We start from the raw sequence: 17116 nt of genomic DNA, 5'->3' as shown, positions 1-17116 counted from the left end.
ATTCCCCTTTCACAAACCGACCGTTCGGTCTAATTTATTTTGTAAGAAAAGCAACTGACCTATTATTCAGCTGCCATTCCTTTTAACAATACATCTATTGCCTTTTTATAAATACGTTTCAGCTCTTTATAATCTAATTCGTAGTAAAGCACTCCAAGTCCTGATAATAATCCGTTCACAATATACATAAGATCACGAGTATTATCTTCACGGAACTCTCCAGACTGTATACCTACTTCAATTAATTTCTCAAACATAACATATGATTCTCTAGTTAAAGCTAACAGTTCATCCAGAATCTCTTTACTTACAACTTGGCTCATAGAGAATTCCTCTATTGCATTTGAAATTGGTTGCTGTATGTCCTCTACATGATATTCCGCGAGACCATATAGTTTTTCAGTACTAGTGCTATACAACTTCTCTTTTTCATTCCATTTTTCAATCCAATCATACGTATGCTGTTTCACTACAAATAAAAATAATTCTTCTTTACTTTTAAAGTGATAATAAATACTTCCTTTACTTCGCTCTGTAATTTCACAAATCTCTTCCATAGATGTAGCTGCGTAGCCCTTCTGTGAAAATAGACTTTCTGCTTTATATGCAATTTCTTTCTTTATCTCTTCTGCGCTTCTTCTCATATTCACACCTCTTTAAACCGACCGTTCAGTCTAATAATAACAAATCAAAAACCTCTATCGCAAGAGGCTATATTCCTTATTTAAGAAAACGTACTTTCAAACCAAGTTCGAATCATATGTATGGTTCCAAATTTAAATGCTAATTTAACAAGAAATACGCCTCCCGCAGCTAATAAAAATAACACTACTTTCCCCTTATTTTTCACTTTCGGTTCCCTTTTCATTTCCATTCCCCTTAGTATGTTAAAAATATTAATCAAACGTTTGTTTAACTGTGTTTATGCATATGTAAGCCGACTAATCAAACGTTTGTTTAAAAAGAAATACGCCTATATAAGGCGCATTTTCATCAATCACCACCGCCACCGCAGCTTCCTCCGCTATCTCCCCCAAAAGACCCTCCACAATCATGTGAGCCGCCATCATGCGAGCTATCATTATCAGATCCAGCAAAGAAAAATAATGGTGATGAGCTGTTAGATGAATTATGAATGTTATTTTGTTTTGTAAGATTTACCTTCTTTTTGTTCGATCGAACTGCTGTTACGATTATTCCAACTACAACAAATAATAGTATGACAATAATAAATTCCATATAAAAGCCTCCCTTATTCCTCGAATAATTGAATGGTTCTTTCTAGATTTTCAAGTGAAATGAAGCGTGATTCACGAAGAATTTCTTTTCCATTATGAAATAATAAAATTGTTGGCCCTGTAAATACTCCATATCGCCCCGCAATCTCTTGCATATCTTGTAGTAATATCTCTATTTTCTCTACGTAATCATAATTCTCTAATACGCAATTTACTTTTCTTAGCATAACATCACAAACACCACAATTTTCCGTTTTAATAAACAGAAGTACCAATTGTTGTTCTTTGATATAGGTCGCTAATTCTTCTATCGTTTTAAATGTATTCATCTTATCCCTCTCAGCGTAATTTACGAAATACTTTGTCTTAATACATACGAAAAGCTGAACTATCTTTAATCTTTCTCTTTTCCATTGCCTGCTGAAAACGCAGAGTTTTTGCTGTTAACTCTTCTCGTAATTTCTTTCTCTCTTCTTCATCATAACAGCAAGCAATTAGATCCTCTATTTTTAATATATCTTTTTGTAGTTCCATTTCTGGTGGAATCATTCCCGCATTTTTTAAAATTTTATAACTCATTCTAAGTTCTGGAGGTACCATTGAAAGATCTTCTAATTGTAGTGGTTTTCCTTTTCCCGGAAGATAATCAAGATCACCATTCCGTATTGCTTGTCGAATTTTTTCTTCAGCAATGTTCAAAAACACATCCACACTATTCCCTCCTTTACATATTTTTACTATTATTTTACATGATATTTCCTTATCTTTCTACGTCTTTAATAATTGGCTCTATACAATTTTTTCTCAAATTTATTTATAATGAGCTTTTTCCTCCCATACCGATTTTTCGTTTTCATATATAGTTTGTATTCAAGCCTTTTTGTATTGAGAAAGTCTTTTTCAACTTAATAAAGCGTTTACACTAAATCTTACATTTGTTACGATTTAATCACCCCCAGCTCCCTTGTATAGACTTCGTGATGTCTGATCATTTTATCTAGACGTTTCACACGTCTAGATTCATTTTGATTTATTGGCGTATGCCTTTAAATATATCTTTTATTTTGAAAGGAGAAATGGCTATGAGGTCTCAAAAATTCACACTGCTATTACTATCCATACTACTTTTCTTACCTCTTTTTCTCACAAATTTTATTACTCCAAATCTCGCATTAGCAGATTCACCAAAGCAAAGTCAAAAAATTGTTGGGTACTTTCCTTCGTGGGGGGGTTACGGACGTAATTATCAAGTTGCTGACATTGATGCATCAAAACTTACTCACCTTAACTATGCTTTCGCGGATATTTGTTGGAATGGAAAACATGGAAACCCTTCTACTCATCCTGATAATCCAAATAAACAAACGTGGAACTGTAAAGAATCTGGTGTACCATTGCAAAATAAAGAGGTTCCTAATGGTACTCTCGTACTCGGGGAACCATGGGCTGATGTTACCAAATCGTATCCTGGCTCAGGGACAACTTGGGAAGATTGCGATAAATATGCCCGTTGCGGAAATTTCGGTGAACTAAAACGATTAAAAGCTAAATATCCTCACTTAAAAACAATTATTTCCGTTGGTGGCTGGACTTGGTCTAACCGCTTTTCTGATATGGCCGCTGATGAAAAAACAAGAAAAGTATTTGCTGACTCTACAGTAGCTTTTCTTCGCGCATATGGGTTTGATGGCGTAGATTTAGACTGGGAATATCCGGGCGTTGAAACGATTCCTGGTGGTAGTTATCGTCCTGCAGATAAACAAAATTTCACTCTCCTTCTTCAAGACGTCCGAAATGCTTTGAATAAAGCAGGTGCTGAAGATGGCAAACAATATTTACTAACAATCGCTTCAGGCGCAAGCCAACGCTACGCTGATCATACAGAGCTAAAGAAAATTTCTCAAATACTCGATTGGATTAATATTATGACATATGATTTCCACGGCGGATGGGAAGCTACTTCTAATCATAATGCAGCTCTATATAAGGATCCAAATGACCCAGCAGCAAATACGAATTTTTACGTAGATGGTGCTATAAATGTTTATACAAATGAAGGTGTTCCAGTCGATAAACTAGTATTAGGCGTACCCTTTTACGGACGTGGCTGGAAAAGTTGTGGCAAGGAAAATAACGGACAATATCAACCTTGCAAACCAGGTAGTGATGGGAAACTTGCTTCTAAAGGTACTTGGGATGATTATTCTACCGGTGACACGGGTGTGTATGATTACGGTGATTTAGCAGCCAATTACGTTAATAAAAATGGTTTTGTACGCTACTGGAATGACACAGCTAAAGTACCTTATTTATATAATGCAACTACAGGCACATTTATTAGCTACGATGACAATGAATCTATGAAATACAAAACAGACTATATAAAGACGAAAGGTTTAAGTGGAGCAATGTTTTGGGAACTAAGCGGAGATTGCCGTACAAGTCCAAAATATAGTTGCAGTGGTCCAAAATTACTTGATACGCTAGTAAAAGAATTACTTGGTGGACCTATTAGTCAAAAAGATACTGAGCCACCAACGAATGTTAAAAACATTGTAGTTACGAATAAAAATTCAAATTCAGTTCAATTAAACTGGACTGCATCTACTGATAACGTAGGAGTTACGGAATATGAAATTACTGCTGGAGAAGAGAAATGGAGTACAACAACAAATAGCATTACAATTAAAAACTTAAAACCTAATACAGAATACACATTTTCAGTAATTGCCAAAGATGCTGCTGGAAATAAATCACAACCTACCGCTCTTACTGTCAAAACGGATGAAGCTAATACGACACCTCCTGATGGAAATGGCACTGCTACATTTTCAGTCACTTCGAATTGGGGCAGCGGTTATAACTTCTCGATTATAATCAAAAATAATGGAACGACCCCTATTAAAAATTGGAAATTAGAATTTGATTATAGCGGCAATTTAACACAAGTTTGGGATTCTAAAATTAGTAGTAAAACAAATAACCATTATGTAATTACGAACGCAGGATGGAATGGCGAAATTCCTCCTAGTGGATCTATTACAATTGGCGGTGCAGGAACGGGTAATCCTGCCGAACTTTTAAATGCCGTAATTAGCGAAAACTAGACGTAATATCCATTAATTCTTTCACTAAAGTTTGAATTTAGGTTTGAGCAATACCTCCTAAATTCAAACTTTTAATTTTATGAAAAATCAAAAAATAAAATAAACTATTATAATTATATTTAGTTTCTATATGAAGTTTATATGAAGTTCATTTGAATTTTAAATGAATTCCCTTTAATTTCTATTGTCTTCCTATAATATCCATATTATCCTTTACATATAGGAATTATTTTTATTCCATTTTGAACTATCTATATATATAAAGAAAGATAGTCACCTGTTAGGGAAAGGCTTTCGTATTATTATAAATATAACAAAAGAAAAAGCACGCTTATAAGCGCACCATAAGAGTGCTTCTTCATACAATTCTCATGTAAGAGTTCTCGAAAATCATGTTAATCACAAAGAAAAGGCATTAGCCCATAAAAGCTAATGCCTTTTCTTTATTCATATTGTTCAGCATTCCAATCTTCTATATTCCATACTTTTGTTATCCACGATTCATAGAAAGAAGGTTCATGTGAGACAATTAAAACCGTTCCTTTGTATTGTTGTAACGCTTCCTGTAAAGCCATCTTAGTTTCTACATCCAAATGATTAGTCGGTTCGTCTAAAATTAAAACATCAGCTTTTTCTATTTTTTCATATAAGGAGCTAACACACTTAAAATCTCTTCTTTATCCTTTTTTAATTCGAGTGATGTTAACATATCCATCGTTCTCGGCCTAGGTAATTTCACTTGTACCTCGCCAACTATTGACGCTGGTCTTTGAGATAAAATAAATACACGGTCAGACAGCAAGATTGCTTCATCTAAGTCATGTGTCACCATAACGATTGTTTGCTTCTCTTGATGCCAAGAGTTTAAAAGCCAGCTATGTACTTCCATTTTTGTAAATGCATCTAACTTTCCAAAAGGCTCATCAAGCAGCATAATTGGCTTTTCACATAAATAGGTGCGCAGAAAACTAATTCTTTGACGCATACCACCAGACAATTCATCTGGATAATGGTCTGCATATTCATCTAGTTCGAACTGCTTTAATGCTTCCATTCCTTCTGTCAGTCTTTGTTTTTTCGGCTTTCCTTCAATTTCTAACGGAAGAACGATATTTTGCAAAGCTGATCGCCACGGTAGTAATAAATCTTGTTGTGGCATATAACTAACAACATCTTGCTCTTGTACTTGCTTATCGTTATACGTTACGTTCCCGCTTGTTGGTTTTTCAACATTTGCAATCATGTTTAATAATGTGCTTTTCCCGCAACCACTCGGGCCTACAAAGGAGACAAACTCTCCCTCTTGTATAGAGGCACTAATCTTCTCTAGTACATTCTTTCCATCGAAAGATTTCACTATATTTTTTATTTGTAATCCGCTCATTTTTCACTTGGAAGGAATTCATTTGTAAAAGCATCTTTTACATCGATTTTCTTTTTAATAACTTTGTTGTCATATAAGAAATTCATGTAATTCGTCCAAATTTCTTCCTTCTGTACTCCCCATGCTTTAGCATCATCTTGATACTTCGTACTTAACCATTTTTGGCTTTCTTGAACTAAATCTTTATTTACATCTGGAACAGCTTTAATTAAAATATCAGCAGCTTCTTTCGGTTCCTTAATTGCAAAATTATAACCTTCTGTTGTTGCACTCATAAACTTTTTCACAAAGTCTTTATCTTGCTTCGTATGTTTTTCACTCGTAATAATAACAGGACTATAGAAATCAAGCGCTGGGTCTAAGTCTTTTACCATAATCGTATTTAACTCTTTTCCTTGGCGCTTCGCTTCAATTCCATCCCATCCGTAATAAATCCATTCAAAGTCTGCATCACGGCCGATTGATTTAAAGAAATCGGTTTGTCCTAAGATGATTTTTTCAACTTTATTAAAATCAGCTTGATGCTTATCCATAATCGTCTTTAATGTCGCTTCTTCTGCTGGTCCTCCCCAGCCGCCGTAACGTTTACCTTCAAAATCTTTCGGTGACGTCATATTATCTTTCTTAAGTGATGCAAATGCTGAAGTGTTATGCTGAATAATCGCTCCGACAGATACAACAGGAATCCCTTCCACACGAGCCAACGTTACATTTTCTTGTGCGCTTATTGCGAAGTCAGCTTTTCCTGATGCTATCATTTGCTCTGCTGTTACATTGTCACCCGGTTGAATAATTTCTACATCTAATCCTTGCTTTTTGTAATAATCTTTCGTTTGTGCTACATATAAGCCAGTATGATTCGTATTTGGAAACCAATCTAATACTACTTTTACTTTTTGATCTTTACTTTTACTTTCTTCTTTCTTCGCCGGATTACATCCAGCCACGCCTACCGCTACTAAGGCAGCTAACATAACTTTCAAACCTTTTTTCATTTTCTGCCGTCCTTTCTATATATCCATGGTGCTGTTATTCTTGCCATAAACTCTACGATAAAATACAGACACAATGTCACCATAACGATGATTGCTGCAACACCAAATACTCGGGCAGTCAAAAAAGATTTTGTAGCCCTCGTAAGCATAACGCCTAATCCTTCACTTGCACCGAGCCATTCTCCGATAATTGCCCCCATTACGCTATATGTAACTGCAATTTTTAAGCCTGAGAAAAAGTATGGAAGCACTGCTGGAAATTTTACTTTCTGGTAAACTTGCCATTTCGTCGCCTTCATTGTTTGTAACAGTTTCAGCATATTTTTATCTACTGTTTGAAAACCTTCTAAAATACTAAGCGCAATTGGGAAGAAACAAACGAGTATTACGACCATTACTTTCGGCAACATCCCATATCCAAACCAAATAATAAATAGTGGTGCAAGTACAACAATTGGAATTGTTTGCGAAATAACGAGCAATGGATTTATTAAAATACGAAATAACGGTATAACGTCCATAATAATTGCGATGCTCGTCCCCAATAAAATTGCAAAGAATAGTCCAATTATAACTTCCTGCAGTGTTTGCATCGTATTTGGTAATAGTAAATCTTTCATCCCAATTAATTCTTGAACAATGGCAGAAGGCTTTGGTAAAATCCACGGTTCGATTTTAAATAATGAAACAGATCCTTCCCATATCGCAATGAGAAGGATAAGCCAAATAGTTGTAATAAGTTTAGATTGCTTCTGGTTTTGCATATTCATCACGGTACTTCCAAACCTTTTCATCTATCGTTACACCAGTGCTTGGACGATAATGGATTTTAATAGAAGTAATCACTTCTTCTGCTCCAGCATCGACGCAAGCTTGTTGTGCACGTTTAACGACATCAAGAAGTACATCTAATTCTCCTTCCAAAGTTGTTTCCATTGCCCCTACTTCATAACGAACTCCCGATTGTTGCACAACTTCAATTGCTTTATCGACAACAGAATATACATCTTTCGTTTTCGCTTGTGGTACTACTGAAAATGACATTGTAACTTGTTGTGACATAATAAAATCCCCCTTATAAAATTAAATTTCAAAAATAAGAAAAGGCTTTCCTACTGCGTAGGAAAGCCTTTTATGCAAGTTATTATAGAATAACATATGCTACATCACTTTAAGTAACTCCCTACGCTGGCATTATCCAGATCAGGTTGAGGGTCGATGTTTACTTACATCCTCTCAGCCAATTGGCTCCCCGGTCCTTAATTCGTTTTCATTGTAGCATGATTTATTTTATTGAACAAACAAAAGCATGCATAATCATTTCATTATTTTTGGAAAATATCCAACTTTTTCACCATAAGCTAATAACTGCTGTATAAATTCTTTATTAATTGCTGGTACTTTCAATTCTTTTTTCTTAATCCATTCATTCGTTCTACGTGTACCCATTACAATTTCAGATTGCTGTGCTCCATCTCCTGCAACTTGAGAAGCAATTAACTCTGCTATTACTTCATTTCCCTTTGCTAATTCCAGTCCGGCATTTTCATATTCTGAAAGTGGAACCATTTCAAGATTGTATCCACACTCTCCAATTAGCTGTATAAATTGTTCAAACTCAATTTGATGTGGATGACAAATATGTAACGTCTCTCCTACAATTTGCGCATCTTGTAAATACGATACAATTGATTTACTAGCAAAATCAATTGGTGTGAAATCAACTTTCCACTTCACATTTGGTGCTTTCCCAATTAATAGCATTGTTTTAATAAGACGATAAAATGCGTTTCCTTCAATATTTTGTTGGAACGAACCTGTTTCTGAATGACATGCTAAATTACCTGCACGATAAATATTTCCACGCAAACCATTTTTCATTGCTTCACGAACAATGTTTTCCGCTTGTAGTTTACTATTTGAATATACATTCTCTAAGTCTACACTGTAATTAAAATCACCAGTTTTCATGTATGTATCCCATTGATCTACCGCTAATTCTAACGGGATACCAATTGTAGAAATAAAATGAAATGTAGCGCCTTTTTCCGCTAATGCTAGCATACGGCTAGTCCCTTGTACATTTATATTTTCAAATTGTTTTACATCTCCAAAATGTCTTACATCTGCACCGCAATGAATTATCGTATCCATCTTAGAACTGATGAACATAAATTCTTCTTCGCTCATCCCAAGATACTCTTCTCCTAGATCGCCAGCTACGGCCTGTATACGCTGTAACCATTCTTCACATATATCATTAAAATAGCCTGTTAATGTATCTATAATTCTTTGCTGCACATCTTTGGTTGGTCTTACTAAACAATAAATAGTAGCAGATGTATCTCTTAGCAATTCATATAATATGTGTGATCCTAAATAACCAGTAGCTCCTGTTAAAAAGACATTTGAAATCTGTTTTTCTTCAAAAACGTTTGCATACGTAATAGTATCTGGTTCGTGAATTACTTTATATTCCCGAAATACTTCTTCTTTCTCTACTTTTACTTCTCGCTCAATTCGAGCTAATCCATATATCGTTCTTTCTTTAAAGAAATCTTGAATTGTTAAATGCGAGAAGTCTTCTTTTAACAATGTTAATACTCGTAATACTTTCAATGAGTGTCCACCAATTGTAAAGAAATCATCATGCACTCCAATTTTTGAAATTCCTAATACTTCCGCCCAAGCATTCGCTATTTGCTTCTCTGCTTTATTAGAAGGTGCAACATATTCTTGTAGACGAAGCGGTTCATACTTTTCTTCTAACTGGGCTAACTTTTTAACATCAATCTTTTTATTAGGTGTAAGTGGTAATTCATTAATATAAATTAGTTTAGATGGCACCATATAATCTGGTAACTGCTCTTGTAACTGATAAACTAATTCTGGTATTTCTTTTTTATTTAAAGTTGTATAGAACGCGATTAAATATTGGCTACCTTCCTTACTCTTCTTAGCAAAAACAGCATTTTCTTTTATATTATGATTTTGAGAAATTTTACTTTGGATTTCTCCTAGTTCAATACGATGTCCTCTAATTTTTACTTGATCATCTTTCCGATGTAAAAACTCTATATTTCCATCCTCTAGCAACTTAACGATATCACCTGTTTTATATATATTAACTATAGGATTAAAAGGGTTCGGAATAAAAGCTTCAATTGTTTTATTAGGTTTATTAAAATACCCTTTTGCTAATCCTACTGAATCTATATATAATTCACCAGGTACACCAATTGGACAAAGATTCATATTCTCATCCAAAATCATAACTTGATAATTAGCACATGGTTTACCAATGGGAATACTCGCAACATCCTCATTTAACTGACTAGGTATTTTATAGGTTGTCGTCACTACAGTACATTCTGTCGGTCCGTATACATTATGAATTTCAACATTTGTACCTATTCTTTCTCTCCACAATTTAATAACCTCTACAGGCAACATTTCACCGCCAATCGCAATTCTTTTTAGGGAAGCTAGCTTATATATATCTTCTTCTGCTAAATACGTTGCTACTTGTCGAACAAAAATTGTTGCTAATGCCAAGATCGAAGTTGCTTTCACTTTATAGATTGCATGTGCAAATGCTTCTACAGACAATCGCTCTTCCTCTAATAATACATACAAGTTTCCTCCACAGAATAAAGAAGCAAATGACTCCCATACAGAGGCATCGAAACTAAAGGAAGGAAATTGGGCAAATACATCCTCTTCTGTCAATTCATATTGCTTTTTCATCCAAGTATACAGATTAACAACGCCTCTATGTGCTAACATCGTTCCCTTTGGATTCCCTGTTGAACCAGATGTATAAATCATATAAGCTACATCATCACAATGAATAGACAACTTTACATCTATATCTTCACAAGTTTCACTATCATAAATTGAAACAGTTTGAACTCCATCACATGTTATAGGCGTCTCTTTCATCAATATAACTTTCGCTTGGCTATCTTGAATAATGTACTGTATTCTACTTTCGGGATAATCTGGATCAATTGGAACATACGCTGCACCAGCTTTTAATATAGCTACCATACTTACTACTGTGTCTATGCTACGTTTCATAAATATTCCAACATAGTCTCCTAATCGCACGCCGTTTTTAATTAACATATGAGCTATTTGATTACTTTTTTTATTTAACTCCTCATAAGTTAAAGTACCTTCCCTTGAAGATAAAGCTATACGATTTGGAAATTGAGTAACAGTATTATAGAACATATCGACGATACTTTTCTCAGGATATACCGCTGTCGTATCATTCACTTGACTATAAAGTGCCATCTCGGCCTCTGTAATAATATTAAAATGTTTTATGCGTTTATTATTATTTTGTGATTTATCAATTAAAACACCTTGTATTTGTTGTGCATAACGAGTAATCGTTGTCTCTTTCCAATTAACACTATTAAATATTATTTCTACACTTTGCATATTTTTACTAAATACAAATTGTAATGTATTCGCATCTTGTAGCTCATAATATGTTTCACCAATAATAATAGGTGACATTTCATATAATTTCTTACCATTTTGAAACTCTTCTATTTCTTCCGCATTTATTTCTTTAATTTGTTCCAGTTGCTCTTCAATCTGTAGATTCAAACTTTCATAGGAAAGAAAATTAGAAACTTCAATAGTAATCGGAAATAAACTTCCTCTTATATGATAAAACACGACAATATGTTTTTCTTTAGAAATATGATATAACCACGTTGCAGTCGCTCCTATTAAATCTACAATATGAGTCAAATTTAGAAACAGTTCCGTTTTTCTTTTCATTCTAATTTCTTTTCCTTGCACATCTTTAGGTATTGTAATATTTCCTTCTACTTTTCCTAAAAATTCTTTTACCATCTCATTATAAGAAATCGCTAATTTCATATTTATGTAAATTCCTCTCTCAAATATAATAAAGGTGTGAAAATTCACACCTTTTTCATCCCTTATTAACGGGCAGATTCGTTCAATTCATAATCAAAGGGGGATCCCCCTTTGATTAGAATTGATCTTTCTTCTTATTCACTTTTAAACTCACCAATTAGCTCTTGTAATTCCTGAGAAAGCCAACTTAAAGAAGTCGCTAATTCTGCAATATCTTGTACTGATATTTCTTGCTCTTTCATGCTTTCTTCAACATTACTACTGCTGTTGGCATAAGTATTTGCAATATGCGATAATTCATTTACAACTTGAACAATATTTTGGCTATTTTGTAAAATGTCACTCGAATTACCAGAAACAGCTTTTACTTGATCTGTAACAGATTGCGCTGATTTTGAAATTTTTTCAAAGAAATCTCCACTACTTTGAACAAGTGAAATTCCAGTTTCTACTTCTTTTGAACCTTTTTGCATGGAAACTACAGCATCTTCTGTCTCAGCTTGTGTTTCACCAATTAATTTCGCTATATCTTTTGCAGACGCTTCAGTTTGTTCTGCTAATTTTCGTACTTCATCAGCAACAACCGCAAACCCTCTTCCAGCTGCTCCAGCACGTGAAGCCTCAATAGAAGCATTTAAAGCTAATAGATTTGTTTGATTTGAAATACCTGTAATTACAGTTACGATATCACTAATTTCTTTTGACCTTGTTTCTAACGAATAAATGATGGAAGATAAATCTTGTACTGCATTTTGGATTAAACTCATTTGATTAATAATTTGTCCAATCACTTCATTACCTTCAATTGAATGTTGCTCCATACCTTCAGAAGCAACTGCAACTTGTTTTGCAGCCCCAGTTATCTCTTCTACCTTATCTTCCATTCCATGTACAATTCCTAAACATTGTTGTACTGACGTTTTTTGAGACTGTGCCCCTACTCTTAAACCTTCAATAGAACTTGCAATCTCTTGAACTGCCATGCTATTTTCCTCTGTACTCGCTGACAACTCTTGCGAAGAAGAAGAAACTTGCTCAGCAGTTTGCCTTACTTTATCTATAATCCCTTTAAATTTTTCAATCGTGTTATTGAAATAAACATTAATAATTCCAATATCATCTGGTCTTTCTTTTAATTTAATACTTAAGTCTCCTTCACCAATTTTACGTAACCCTTCTCGTAAATCTTTTAATGGAGCTAGCGAGTGACGCACGATAAAGAATTGAGTAATAGTCGCAATTGCTAATGAAATAATGATAAAGAGTAAGCCCTGTATCATAAACTTCTCTTTTGTAATAGGAACAATGGAAGCATCTAGGTCAGCCGCAATAATTGCAACAATATTGTTTTCTCCATCCGTAATTGGTTCTAATATTGTCACCCACGAACCTATTTCATCTTCATATACTTCTGTCATTTGTGCCTTTTTCGTATCAATCACTTTATCGTATGCCTTCATCCAATGAGCGGGTTGTTCATAATAATCTCCCGTCTTTATAGGGAATGCATTTGTTAACTCTGTAGTCAAACCAACGAGTTTTAATTCTCGCTTTTCATTCGGCTTTGCTCCTGTAACATACGTTTGTCCAACACTTTTCAATTCTTTTGAAACTTCATCTAATTTCTCTGTTAACTTTTCTTTTTTCACTTTTTCGGCTGTAGGATCTTTCGCCATGTCTCTAACTAACTCTAAATCCAATTTTTTTAATACTATTTCTCCTGTTTCAATAGACTGCCTTTCAAATAAAGACATCATACTATTTTGAAACATGTTGAAACTTAACGCACCCATACTTCCAACAAGCGTCAAAATAACTAGTACGGTTAATAAGACGTTCTTTTGAAGGAACGATAACTTATGCCAATATTTTTTCATTAATATCCACCTTCCTTAACTAACATAAACAAAAAAAACAAAATATATGAATATTTTGTTTAAAAATGTTTCTCAATATGTTCGAGAATAAAAAAAAGCCAATGTAAAAGCATTGGCAAAGACCAACCCTATCCGTCCGGTAACTGGCTAGCATAGCCTTTCGACCTTAGCTCCTGTAGTTTTGCGTCCTCATGTTTCCATCAGTTTGCCTTTCTCGCTGAACGAGTTGAACGATATGGGAGTTCTATGAGAATTAATTTATTCTCTTTCAAAGATTACAACATATAAATCAAAATGTCTACTTATTTAGAGATATAAATACAAATTTTTAACGCATTGTTTTTTCAAAATAATTTCAAAAAGTACGTGAATGTTACTTTTTTTGTGTTATATAATAAAAAATGTATTAATAACAAGGATTTCTTCGGGTATTTATTTAATTTTCATTCAAATTAAACTATTCGAATATATCTTAACTAATGAATTTCGGAGGTAGTTTATCATGTTTTGGCTACAATTTCTTACCTTGTTACTCTGTATTTTTATTGGTGCACGCCTAGGCGGAGTTGGTTTAGGAGTAATGGGTGGAGTTGGTATGGCAATACTCGTTTTTGTCTTCCACTTACAACCTACCGCGCCTCCTATCGATGTAATGCTTATGATTTTGGCAGTAATTACAGCTGCTGGTGCTTTGCAAGCTGCTGGAGGAATGGACTATCTTGTTCATCTAGCTGAAAAAGCATTACGAAAAAATCCAAAGCGTATTACTTTTTTTGCTCCAATTGTTACTTATTTATTCACACTATGTGCAGGTACTGGTCACGTTGCCTATTCTGTACTTCCTGTTATTGCAGAAGTCTCTCGTGAATCAGGGATTAGACCGGAACGCCCAATGTCGATTGCCGTAATCGCTTCTCAACAAGCAATTACAGCTAGTCCAATTTCAGCTGCCACAGTTGCTCTTTTAGCAATGTTAGCTGACTATAAAATCACTTTATTAGATATTTTAAAAGTGAGTATTCCTTCTACTTTCATTGCTTGTATGTTAGCAGCATTTGTTGCTAGTAAGATGGGAAAAGAATTAAATGAAGACCCTGAATACTTAAAACGATTAAACGAAGGAATGATTCCTAAACTTGAAGAGAAAAAAGAATTTGTAGGTGTAAAGGGCGCCAAATTATCAGTTATCCTTTTCCTTGTAGGAACCTTCCTTGTTGTACTTCTTGGTTCATTTGAAGCACTTCGTCCAGGATGGATAGTTGATGGGAAGTTAGCTCGTCTTTCCATGCCGAACACAATTGAGATGGTTATGTTAACTATCGCGGCCCTTATTATTATTTTCTGTAAACCAAATGTAGAAAGCATTGTATCTGGTAACGTCTTTAAAGCAGGAGCAACAGCAGTTGTTGCTATTTTCGGTATCGCTTGGATGGGAGATACTTTCTTTAACGGAAACTTAAATATGATTCAAGGATCCATTCAGCATTTAGTAACAAGTGCACCATGGCTATTTGCTATCGCATTATTCATTCTATCTATTTTACTGTACAGCCAAGCAGCAACAGTTCGTGCCTTAATGCCACTTGGACTATCTCTTGGTATTCCGCCAGCATTACTGATTGCTATGTTCCCTGCAGTGAACGGATACTTCTTCATTCCAAACTATGGAACAATCGTTGCTGCCATTAACTTCGACCGCACTGGTACAACAGGTATCGGTAAATACGTATTAAATCATAGTTTTATGATTCCGGGCCTAATTGCAACATTTACTTCTATCGGAATTGGAATGCTCTTAATTTCAATTATGTTTTAAAGAAAAAGCACAAACCTTTATTTAAAAAGGTTTGTGCTTTTTTAATCAAATATTTGTTTAAATTTTGGGGCAGTCTATTTCTCCATGTAGCACTTAAAATACTACACGTCCTTCCCTACAAACTTCTCTTTACTTCTTCAGCTAATTTTCTCGTACTTTCATACGCAGATTCAGCTAAGCTAATTGCTGAAATAACTGAAACACCGTCCGCACCCGCTTCTATAACTGCCACTGTATTTTCAATTGTAATCCCACCAATACCAACGATTGGCACTGTAATTCCTTGTTCTCTAAAATAAGCTAATCCTTTCGTTCCTTGAACCGCTTTCGTATCTTTTTTCGTACTCGTTGGGAAAATAGGTCCAACACCTAAATAATCTGCTCCGTTTTCGATTGCAAAGCGTGCTTCTTCAATTGTATGAGCAGATACGCCGATAATTTTATCTCCCATTTTTTCACGAACAGATGTAATTCCTTCATCATCTTGTCCTACATGAACACCATCTGCATCTAATTCAATGGCTAATTCTACATCATCATTTACAATGAAAGGAACACTATATTCCTTACAAAGCGCCTGCAATTCTTTTGCAAAACGCACTCTTTCTTCTCCAATTAAAGCCCCTTCTCCCTTTTCACGAAATTGAAAAAGTGTCACTCCACCATCTAATGCTTCTTTCAATACAGATAAAGGATCCTTCGCGCAATTATTACTTCCCATAATAAAATACACCTGTAATAACTTAGACATTTTCTTTGTTTCAATGCGCATCGTGTGTTTCCTCCCCCTTACTTTAACTCCTCAATCTTCCCATACTTCTCAATATCATCAGAAGTAGTATTCGCTAACTGATTTAAAAATTCAATTTGGAAACTACCAGGTCCTTTTTCTACCGTTTTAGCCGCTGCTAGTTCCGCTGCTACTCCATAAAATGTTAATGCAGCTACTGCTGCTTTTACATAATCTTTTTCTACTGCTACAAATGCTCCTATTACCGAAGTTAGTAAACAACCTGTTCCCGTAACTTTCGTTAAAATAGGGTGACCGTTTCGAATAACAATAGTTCTCTCTCCATCTGTAACAACATCTTCTTTTCCAGTAATAACCGCAACTGTATTTAATTCGTCTGCTGCCTGCCTTGCAATACTTACAACATTGCCATGTCCAGTACCAGCGTCTACCCCTTTAATTTCCCATTTCTCATTAATAACATTTGCTATTTCAGCTGCATTTCCGCGGATAATTGCTAAATCGATTTCAGCCGGAATATGTCTCGCAACTTCTGTTCGATACGAAGTTGCTCCTGCACCAACTGGATCAAATAGTACTGGCACATTGTTCGCATTTGCTGATTTACCTGCGAGTAACATCGCTTCTACTTCTTCAGGACGAAGTGTCCCCATATTTAATACTAACGCTCCAGCAATGCTAGCCATTTCTGCTACTTCTTCTTTTGCATACGCCATTACAGGCGATGCCCCAAGTGCCAACAAACCGTTAGCAGTAAAATTTGTTACAACAACATTTGTAATATTATGAACAAGCGGATTAGATTCTCTCACCAAATCCACTACTTTACTAATTTCTTTCATATTCATCCTTTTCATCTCCTAACTATAATGATGGGAGATACACAAAAAGACACTTCGCGCGTACGCAAAGTGCCTGAACATGTGCTTTTACACTCTCCCTACGCTGGCATTATCCAACAGGTTCAAATGGTCAATGACGGACTAGTCATACTCTCAGTTTGTATCCACAAACTCCCATGTGTTTCTTATTCATCTACTTCAAAGTCT

The 17116-nt window shown here is 34.9% G+C and carries 15 protein-coding genes, 1 pseudogene and 3 riboswitches; of the genes and pseudogenes, 2 read left to right on the top strand and 14 right to left on the bottom strand.

Going from position 1 to position 17116, the window contains the following annotated elements; translation table 11 throughout:
- Positions 1-62 precede the first annotated feature (62 nt).
- The 5 genes from F3I02_RS18790 to F3I02_RS18770 all read right to left on the bottom strand — a co-directional run bounded on the left by F3I02_RS18790 (position 63) and on the right by F3I02_RS18770 (position 1949).
- Positions 63-644 (bottom strand): TetR/AcrR family transcriptional regulator, encoded by a 582-nt coding sequence (locus F3I02_RS18790; RefSeq protein WP_001254434.1) that lies wholly within the window; start codon positions 642-644, stop codon positions 63-65.
- Positions 645-724: 80 nt separating this feature from the next.
- The gene (locus F3I02_RS18785) at positions 725-868 is read right to left on the bottom strand and encodes a hypothetical protein (RefSeq protein WP_000817981.1); all 144 of its coding nucleotides are present in this window, start codon (positions 866-868) and stop codon (positions 725-727) included.
- A gap of 125 nt (positions 869-993) precedes the next feature.
- Positions 994-1239 carry a hypothetical protein gene (locus F3I02_RS18780; RefSeq protein WP_000394364.1) on the bottom strand — a complete coding sequence of 82 codons (246 nt, stop codon included), beginning with the start codon at positions 1237-1239 and terminating at the stop codon, positions 994-996.
- A gap of 13 nt (positions 1240-1252) precedes the next feature.
- Positions 1253-1567 (bottom strand): thioredoxin family protein, encoded by a 315-nt coding sequence (locus tag F3I02_RS18775; protein ID WP_001091339.1) that lies wholly within the window; start codon positions 1565-1567, stop codon positions 1253-1255.
- A gap of 37 nt (positions 1568-1604) precedes the next feature.
- Positions 1605-1949, bottom strand: a complete 345-nt coding sequence (locus F3I02_RS18770) for a DnaJ family domain-containing protein (RefSeq protein WP_000382373.1) — start codon at positions 1947-1949, stop codon at positions 1605-1607.
- 371 nt (positions 1950-2320) lie between these two features.
- Here F3I02_RS18770 and F3I02_RS18765 point away from each other — a divergent pair, with 371 nt between their 5' ends.
- A complete protein-coding gene (locus tag F3I02_RS18765) occupies positions 2321-4345 on the top strand; it encodes a glycosyl hydrolase family 18 protein (RefSeq protein WP_196478295.1) in 2025 nt (674 codons plus the stop codon).
- Positions 4346-4788: 443 nt separating this feature from the next.
- Here F3I02_RS18765 and F3I02_RS18760 read toward each other — a convergent pair.
- From F3I02_RS18760 to F3I02_RS18730, 7 genes and pseudogenes are all read right to left on the bottom strand, one after another.
- Positions 4789-4983, bottom strand: a pseudogene (locus F3I02_RS18760) (P-loop NTPase family protein); the annotation flags it as partial.
- Complete coding sequence (locus tag F3I02_RS18755; protein ID WP_000016076.1) at positions 4980-5729, bottom strand: ABC transporter ATP-binding protein; 750 nt, start codon at positions 5727-5729, stop codon at positions 4980-4982. The gene F3I02_RS18755 and the pseudogene F3I02_RS18760, both read right to left, overlap by 4 nt.
- Positions 5726-6724 carry an ABC transporter substrate-binding protein gene (locus F3I02_RS18750; protein WP_000715577.1) on the bottom strand — a complete coding sequence of 333 codons (999 nt, stop codon included), beginning with the start codon at positions 6722-6724 and terminating at the stop codon, positions 5726-5728. Before F3I02_RS18750 ends, F3I02_RS18755 begins: the two co-directional genes overlap by 4 nt.
- Entirely contained in the window at positions 6721-7494 is a 774-nt protein-coding gene (locus F3I02_RS18745; RefSeq protein ID WP_001057166.1) for an ABC transporter permease, read from the bottom strand. The genes F3I02_RS18750 and F3I02_RS18745 overlap by 4 nt, the downstream gene beginning before the upstream one ends.
- On the bottom strand, positions 7466-7786 hold the full coding sequence (locus tag F3I02_RS18740; RefSeq protein WP_000082906.1) for an MTH1187 family thiamine-binding protein: 321 nt from the start codon (positions 7784-7786) through the stop codon (positions 7466-7468). Before F3I02_RS18740 ends, F3I02_RS18745 begins: the two co-directional genes overlap by 29 nt.
- A 101-nt stretch (positions 7787-7887) precedes the next feature.
- Positions 7888-7989: riboswitch (TPP riboswitch) on the bottom strand.
- Positions 7990-8041: 52 nt separating this feature from the next.
- Entirely contained in the window at positions 8042-11623 is a 3582-nt protein-coding gene (locus F3I02_RS18735) for a non-ribosomal peptide synthetase family protein (RefSeq protein ID WP_196478294.1), read from the bottom strand.
- A 134-nt stretch (positions 11624-11757) separates the two neighbouring features.
- Positions 11758-13500, bottom strand: coding sequence for a methyl-accepting chemotaxis protein (locus tag F3I02_RS18730; protein WP_000761074.1), 1743 nt, complete (start codon positions 13498-13500; stop codon positions 11758-11760).
- 135 nt (positions 13501-13635) lie between these two features.
- Positions 13636-13720: riboswitch (cyclic di-GMP riboswitch) on the bottom strand.
- 282 nt (positions 13721-14002) lie between these two features.
- On the opposite strand from F3I02_RS18730, the gene F3I02_RS18725 reads away from it, so the two are divergent.
- On the top strand, positions 14003-15316 hold the full coding sequence (locus F3I02_RS18725) for an anaerobic C4-dicarboxylate transporter family protein (protein WP_000498707.1): 1314 nt from the start codon (positions 14003-14005) through the stop codon (positions 15314-15316).
- A gap of 115 nt (positions 15317-15431) precedes the next feature.
- On the opposite strand, the gene thiE is transcribed toward F3I02_RS18725, so the two are convergent.
- Together thiE and thiM are read right to left on the bottom strand one after the other, a co-directional pair.
- Complete coding sequence (gene thiE, locus F3I02_RS18720) at positions 15432-16088, bottom strand: thiamine phosphate synthase (RefSeq protein ID WP_001217745.1); 657 nt, start codon at positions 16086-16088, stop codon at positions 15432-15434.
- 17 nt (positions 16089-16105) lie between these two features.
- The gene (gene thiM / locus F3I02_RS18715; protein WP_001056091.1) at positions 16106-16915 is read right to left on the bottom strand and encodes a hydroxyethylthiazole kinase; all 810 of its coding nucleotides are present in this window, start codon (positions 16913-16915) and stop codon (positions 16106-16108) included.
- Positions 16916-16987: 72 nt separating this feature from the next.
- Positions 16988-17097, bottom strand: a riboswitch (TPP riboswitch).
- Positions 17098-17116 lie beyond the last annotated feature (19 nt).

Origin of the sequence: Bacillus sp. SRB3LM (assembly GCF_015712745.1) — a bacterium.
Classification (GTDB): Bacteria; Bacillota; Bacilli; order Bacillales; family Bacillaceae_G; genus Bacillus_A; species Bacillus_A thuringiensis_K.
Note: the sequence above shows the minus strand (reverse complement) of the source record. Positions and strands in the feature narration are given on the sequence as shown.

What these genes read in the sequence shown, in the direction of transcription:
- F3I02_RS18790 (WP_001254434.1), bottom strand. Translation starts at nt 644, where the DNA reads ATGAGAAGAAGCGCAGAAGAGATAAAGAAAGAAATTGCATATAAAGCA.
- F3I02_RS18785 (WP_000817981.1), bottom strand. Translation starts at nt 868, where the DNA reads ATGAAAAGGGAACCGAAAGTGAAAAATAAGGGGAAAGTAGTGTTATTT.
- F3I02_RS18780 (WP_000394364.1), bottom strand. Translation starts at nt 1,239, where the DNA reads ATGGAATTTATTATTGTCATACTATTATTTGTTGTAGTTGGAATAATC.
- F3I02_RS18775 (WP_001091339.1), bottom strand. Translation starts at nt 1,567, where the DNA reads ATGAATACATTTAAAACGATAGAAGAATTAGCGACCTATATCAAAGAA.
- F3I02_RS18765 (WP_196478295.1), top strand. Translation starts at nt 2,321, where the DNA reads ATGAGGTCTCAAAAATTCACACTGCTATTACTATCCATACTACTTTTC.
- F3I02_RS18755 (WP_000016076.1), bottom strand. Translation starts at nt 5,729, where the DNA reads ATGAGCGGATTACAAATAAAAAATATAGTGAAATCTTTCGATGGAAAG.
- F3I02_RS18750 (WP_000715577.1), bottom strand. Translation starts at nt 6,724, where the DNA reads ATGAAAAAAGGTTTGAAAGTTATGTTAGCTGCCTTAGTAGCGGTAGGC.
- F3I02_RS18745 (WP_001057166.1), bottom strand. Translation starts at nt 7,494, where the DNA reads ATGAATATGCAAAACCAGAAGCAATCTAAACTTATTACAACTATTTGG.
- F3I02_RS18740 (WP_000082906.1), bottom strand. Translation starts at nt 7,786, where the DNA reads ATGTCACAACAAGTTACAATGTCATTTTCAGTAGTACCACAAGCGAAA.
- F3I02_RS18735 (WP_196478294.1), bottom strand. Translation starts at nt 11,623, where the DNA reads ATGAAATTAGCGATTTCTTATAATGAGATGGTAAAAGAATTTTTAGGA.
- F3I02_RS18730 (WP_000761074.1), bottom strand. Translation starts at nt 13,500, where the DNA reads ATGAAAAAATATTGGCATAAGTTATCGTTCCTTCAAAAGAACGTCTTA.
- F3I02_RS18725 (WP_000498707.1), top strand. Translation starts at nt 14,003, where the DNA reads ATGTTTTGGCTACAATTTCTTACCTTGTTACTCTGTATTTTTATTGGT.
- thiE (WP_001217745.1), bottom strand. Translation starts at nt 16,088, where the DNA reads ATGCGCATTGAAACAAAGAAAATGTCTAAGTTATTACAGGTGTATTTT.
- thiM (WP_001056091.1), bottom strand. Translation starts at nt 16,915, where the DNA reads ATGAATATGAAAGAAATTAGTAAAGTAGTGGATTTGGTGAGAGAATCT.